The following is a 5,127-nucleotide window of genomic DNA, read 5'->3' as shown; positions in this document are numbered from 1 at the left end:
CGAGCGGGTCGCGGCGCGCGGCGCCCGGGCCGCAGCAGGCGGTGCCGATCAGCCGGCGGCAGGCGGTGCCGATCCGGGTGCCGGCGGGGGCGATCCGGGTGCCGGCGGCGGAGGTGATCCGGGTGCCGGCGGCGGGGGCGATCCGGGTGCAGCCGATGTCCGGGTAACATCGCGTGCCCAGCTCCAGCGCGCCGACGAGGCGCTCTCCGCGTTCCGCGGGAACGTGCGGGCCGACCTGCGCGGCCATGTCGCGCGCGGCGGCATCCTGGAGGCATCCGTCGTCGATGCCCTGACGGCCGCCCTGGACGACGCCTCCCGCGCGCTCACGCGCGCCCTGCGCACCTGACCCCCCTCCAGTTCACTTGCCCTGGATGTACGTCCGACGGGCGCCCCAGCGTACATCCAGGGCAAGTGAACAGGCGGGCTCGGACTCCGGCCCTGCCCGTGCCCTGGCTCCCCGTCAGCACCCCGCCCGACCCATTCCCCCTGCTCCTCCCCCGCGAGTCACTGCCCAACCACCCAGTCACTGCCCTCCAGCACAGTGACTCGGCGCCAAGGCAGTGACTCGCGAGCGAAGACAGTGACCCGCCGGGGGAGAGGCGCGAGGGCGAGGGCGCGAGGGCGCGAGGGCAAGGGCGCGAGGGCAAAGGCGCGAGGGCAAAGGCGCGAGGGCGAGGGCGCGAGGGCAAGGGCACGAGGGCACCAGGGCGCGAGGGCGGACGCGCGGGTCAGGACTCGGGCCAGAGCTCCTCGTCGTCGGATGCCGGTTCGCCCAGCGGCACGATGAGGATCGGGCGATGCTGACGGTGGGCCAGCCGCGCCGCCACCGAGCCGGTGAAGAACTCGCGGATCGACTCGCCGAGACCCCGCTTGCGCGTTCCCACGACGATCAGCCGCGCGTCGCTCTCCTCGGCGGCGTGCTTGATGGCGAATGCCGGGTCGCCCACGAGCTGATGCACGCTCCAGTCCACCCCGGAGCCGGCGAGGATCTCCGCGGCATCCGCGGCGACGAGGGAGAGTTCGGACTCCCCCGACGCGGCCGCAAGCTCAGCCGGGGTCGAGTGGACATAGCCATCCGGGTCCTCATACGTCACGAAGCGCATCACGTCGACGTTCAGCACCACCAGGGGCGCGCCGAACAGCTTCGCGTAACGCGCGGCCTCCTTCAGCAGCCGTGGCGGCTGCCCCGGCACAGCGCCGACGATGACGGCTCTGCGTGGGATCGCTGCGGTCGCTCCCGAGTCCATCGCGTGCTCCTTCGCCCTCCGCACGGGCCCGCCGCGCCGCGCCGACCCGAAGGCTCCGTGATACCCTGAATGCTACTCTTCCCGGCCCAGCGCCGGTTCGTCATCGCGGCGGGCGGACTGCGGCCCGCAACTCAGAATCGAGGGGGTCTCGCATGGGGCGCGGCCGTCAGAAGGCAAAGCACACGAAGATCGCTCGGGAGCTGAAGTCCTACAGCCCGAACGTGAACCTCGCCGCGCTCGAGCGCGAGCTGGGGCACCACGAGGACGAATACGTCGACAAGTGGGCCGACCAGTACGCCGACGAGGGCGAGGACGAGCTCGAGACGGCCTAACCGCCCTCGGACCAGGCGCCGTGCCGGCGCTCCCACTCGTCCTCGACGGTGTTCGCGCGCGCGGCGACCATACCCGTCGGCACGCCGACGAGCGCTACCCCGATCAGCACCAGGAGCGGCAGCGTCCACGCGTGCGTGAGGTCGTGCAGCATGCCGAGCCCGACCGGGAACAGCGCGACGATCCCGTAGCCCAGACTCTGCACGAAGGCGCTCAGCGCCACCGCGCCCTCGTGGGTGCGGGCCCGCACCCCCACCAGCACGAGCGTCAACGGGAAGAACATCGCGGTCATGCCGTACAGGATCACCCACAGCCACGGCGCCGCGGCCGGCACGAACGCGAGCCCGCCCAGGCCCACGATGCCGCACACCACGGACACGAGCACCGGCAGCCGCACCACGTCGTATCGCACGACCAGCGCCGGCGCGATCAGCGCGCAGGGAAACCCGACGAACGCGAACACGGAGAGCATGAGCGCGGCCTCGGCCGGTGCGACCCCGGCCGCGTCGATCAGCACGACCGGAAGCCACGCGAACCCGGCGTAGGCGAGCGTGCCGCTGACCGCGAAGGCGCCGGTGAGCACCCACGGCAGCGGCAGCCGCCACATCCGGCCGAGCGCGCGCGGGCTCGCCTCGTCGACATCCCCCGGCACGGCGGCAGTGCGCGCGCGTCGCACCATGACGATCCACGGGACCATCCCGACCAGGGCGAACACGGCCCACATGCCCATCGAGAGGCGCCAGCCCACGGCATCCGCCACCGGCACCGCGAACAGCGGCGGCACGAACGTCGACACGGCCATCGTCGTCGTGTAGACCGACATCATGAGCCCGAGCCGGTCGGGGAAGTGCCTCTTCACCAGCGGCGGCAGCAGGATGTTCCCCACCCCGATGCCGGCGAAGACCACCACCGTCGAGACCATCAGCGTGAGCGAGTCCACCGCCAGCCCGCGCGCCACCGTGCCCGCCACGACGACCGCGAGCGCGACGACGGTCAGCAGCTCCGGTCCGAACCTGCGCTCCAGCCCCGGGGTGACGATGCCGAACAGCGCGTAGCAGGCCGGCGGCGCGGTGCCCATCAACCCGATCGCCACCGCCGAGAGCGCGAAGTCCGCCTGGATGTGCTCGATCAGAGGTGAGAGGGATGCCACGGCCGAGCGCAGCGAGAAGGCGAACAGCACGATGCCGACGACGGCGAGCGCGCGCCCTCGCCACAGCGGGCGCGCAGAAGCCCTGTTCACCACGATCCCGCCGTCAGCTCTCCTGCGCGCCTTCGACCCACGCCAGGTACTCGTCGGTGACCGTGCCGGTGATGTAGCGGCCGTCGAAGCAGCTCATGTCGAGATCCTCCACGTCGGAGCCCTCCAGGATCGCATCGCGCATGTCATCGACCTCCTGGTAGACGAGGTAGTCGGCACCGAGCTCCTTCGCGATCTGCGGGATCGTGCGGCCGTGCGCGACCAGCTCCTGGCGCGAGGGCATGTTGATGCCGTACACGTGCGGGTAGCGCACCGGCGGGGCGGCGGAGGCGAAGGTGACCTTGGCGGCCCCGGCATCCCGCGCCATCTGGATGATCTCCTTGCTCGTCGTGCCGCGCACGATCGAGTCGTCGATCAGCAGCACGTTCTTGCCCTTGAACTCGCTCGACATCGCGTTGAGCTTCTGCCGCACGCTCTTCTTGCGCACCGCCTGGCCGGGCATGATGAACGTGCGGCCGACGTAGCGGTTCTTGTAGAAGCCCTCGCGGTACTCGATGCCGAGCTTGCGGGCCACCTGCATCGCCGCGGGCCGAGAGGAGTCCGGGATCGGCATGACCACGTCGATCGCACCCTTGGGCGTGTACCTGGTGATCGTGTCCGCGAGCCGGTCGCCCAGGCGCAGCCGCGCCTCGTACACCGAGATGCCGTTCATCTCGCTGTCGGGACGGGCGAGGTAGACGTACTCGAACGCGCACGGCACGAGCCGCGGCGCGGCCGCGCACTGGTGCGTGTGCAGGTATCCGTCGAGGTCGACGAACACCGCCTCGCCCGGCATGACGTCGCGGACGATGTCGAAGCCGCCGTTTTCCAGCACGAGCGACTCGGATGCCACGATCCACTCGTACCGGTCGGGTCCTCCGTCGGCGCCCGGGGCGGCCTTTCGCGCACCGAGGATGAGCGGGCGGATGCCGAACGGGTCACGGAAGGCCAGCAGGCCGTAGCCGGCGATGAGCGCGATCGCCGCGTACGAGCCCTCGACCCGCTCGTGCAGGCGGGTGACGGCGTCGAAGACCTGGCCGGGGCTGAGCTCGAGGCCGGTGATGGAGGCCTGCAGCTCGTTGGCGAGGACGTTGACCAGCAGCTCGGTGTCGGAGCTGGTGTTCAGGTGACGCCGGTCGCGGTGGAACAGCTCGTCGGTGAGCTCGCGCGTGTTGGTGAGGTTCCCGTTGTGGACGAGCACGATGCCGTAGGGCGCGTTCACGTAGAAGGGCTGGGCCTCCTCCTCGTTGGCCGCCCGTCCCCTCGTCGCGTATCGCACGTGGCCGAGGCCCGAGTTTCCCAGCAGGCTCCGCATGTCGCGCGTGCGGAACGCCTCGCGCACGTAGCCGTGCGCCTTGGCCTGGTGGAACACCCCGCTGGACTCGGCGGTCGCAATGCCGGTGGAGTCCTGACCCCGGTGCTGCAGCAGCAGGAGGGAGTCGTAGATCTCCTGGTTGACCGGCTGTTGTCCGACGATGCCGACGATGCCGCACATGAGGGGTTACCGTGCTCCGTTCACGACCGTGCCGTCCGGGTGTGCGCCGACGAGGCGCACCGCTCCCCCGTCGACGCCCTTCGCACCCTGGGTCCACGCGCCGTCCGGTCGCGGCCCCGTCTGCACGACGCCGGCCTGCCACGCGGCGATGCCGTCGTGCGCGAGGGCCGTGATCGCGGCATCCGCCCGCTCTGCGGCGACGACCGCGAGGAATCCGACACCGAGGTTCCACGTGCCCTCGGTGCTCTGCAGCGTGTGCCCGCCGAGGTCCGCGAGGACGCGGAAGACCGGCGGCGGCGACCACGTCGAGCGGTCCAGCTCGACCCACGACCCGGGGGGCAGCACGCGCGCGAGGTTCGCCGCGAGTCCGCCGCCGGTGACGTGACTGAGGGCGTGCACGCCGTCGCCGAGCTGCGCGATCAGCCGCAGCAGCGGGCTCGTGTACAGGCGGGTGGGCTCCAGCAGCACCTCGCCCCACGTCGCGCCGAAGTCGGCGGCGTGGGCGTCGAAGCGGATGCCGGCGGAGCCGAGGATGTGCCGTACGAGCGAGAACCCGTTGGAGTGCAAGCCGCTGCTCGCCAGGGCGAGCACGACGTCGCCGCCGCGCACCCGGTCGGCACCGAGCACGCGCGACGCCTCGACGACGCCCGTCGCCGCCCCCGCGACGTCGTAGTCGTCCGGGCCGAGCAGGCCCGGGTGCTCGGCCGTCTCGCCGCCCACGAGAGCCGTGCCGGTCTGGGCGCATCCGGTCGCGATGCCGCGGACGATGTCGGCGATGCGCTCGGGGAAGACCTTGCCGCACGCGATGTAGTCGGTCA

5 protein-coding genes and 1 pseudogene are annotated in these 5,127 nt (G+C 71.7%); 2 read left to right on the top strand and 4 right to left on the bottom strand.

The window, feature by feature from the left end; translation table 11 throughout:
* Window positions 1-346: pseudogene (locus QM641_RS12500) on the top strand (hypothetical protein); the annotation flags it as partial.
* Between the two features lie 382 nt (window positions 347-728).
* Here the strand turns inward: QM641_RS12500 and QM641_RS12495 are convergent.
* The gene (locus QM641_RS12495) at window positions 729-1,247 is read right to left on the bottom strand and encodes a universal stress protein (RefSeq protein WP_415116975.1); all 519 of its coding nucleotides are present in this window, start codon (window positions 1,245-1,247) and stop codon (window positions 729-731) included.
* Window positions 1,248-1,399: 152 nt separating this feature from the next.
* Here QM641_RS12495 and QM641_RS12490 point away from each other — a divergent pair, with 152 nt between their 5' ends.
* Entirely contained in the window at window positions 1,400-1,579 is a 180-nt protein-coding gene (locus QM641_RS12490) for a DUF3073 domain-containing protein (protein WP_415116973.1), read from the top strand.
* On the opposite strand, the gene QM641_RS12485 is transcribed toward QM641_RS12490, so the two are convergent.
* The 3 genes from QM641_RS12485 to purM all read right to left on the bottom strand — a co-directional run.
* Complete coding sequence (locus QM641_RS12485; RefSeq protein ID WP_415116971.1) at window positions 1,576-2,817, bottom strand: CynX/NimT family MFS transporter; 1,242 nt, start codon at window positions 2,815-2,817, stop codon at window positions 1,576-1,578. The two genes, QM641_RS12490 and QM641_RS12485, sit on opposite strands and share 4 nt — an antisense overlap.
* Window positions 2,818-2,830: 13 nt before the next feature.
* Complete coding sequence (purF, locus tag QM641_RS12480) at window positions 2,831-4,309, bottom strand: amidophosphoribosyltransferase (RefSeq protein ID WP_415116969.1); 1,479 nt, start codon at window positions 4,307-4,309, stop codon at window positions 2,831-2,833.
* Window positions 4,310-4,315: 6 nt separating this feature from the next.
* Window positions 4,316-5,127: phosphoribosylformylglycinamidine cyclo-ligase (purM, locus tag QM641_RS12475; RefSeq protein WP_415116967.1), on the bottom strand; the 812-nt coding region annotated here is incomplete at its 5' end.

Origin of the sequence: Microbacterium sp., assembly GCF_047605725.1 — a bacterium.
In the GTDB taxonomy this organism is placed as follows: domain Bacteria; phylum Actinomycetota; class Actinomycetes; order Actinomycetales; family Microbacteriaceae; genus Microbacterium.
This window is presented reverse-complemented; position numbering and strand designations above follow the sequence as displayed.

Bases quoted from the DNA above. Each gene is read 5' to 3' on its own strand.
- QM641_RS12495 (WP_415116975.1), bottom strand. From the start codon at position 1,247: ATGGACTCGGGAGCGACCGCAGCGATCCCACGCAGAGCCGTCATCGTC.
- QM641_RS12490 (WP_415116973.1), top strand. From the start codon at position 1,400: ATGGGGCGCGGCCGTCAGAAGGCAAAGCACACGAAGATCGCTCGGGAG.
- purF (WP_415116969.1), bottom strand. From the start codon at position 4,309: ATGTGCGGCATCGTCGGCATCGTCGGACAACAGCCGGTCAACCAGGAG.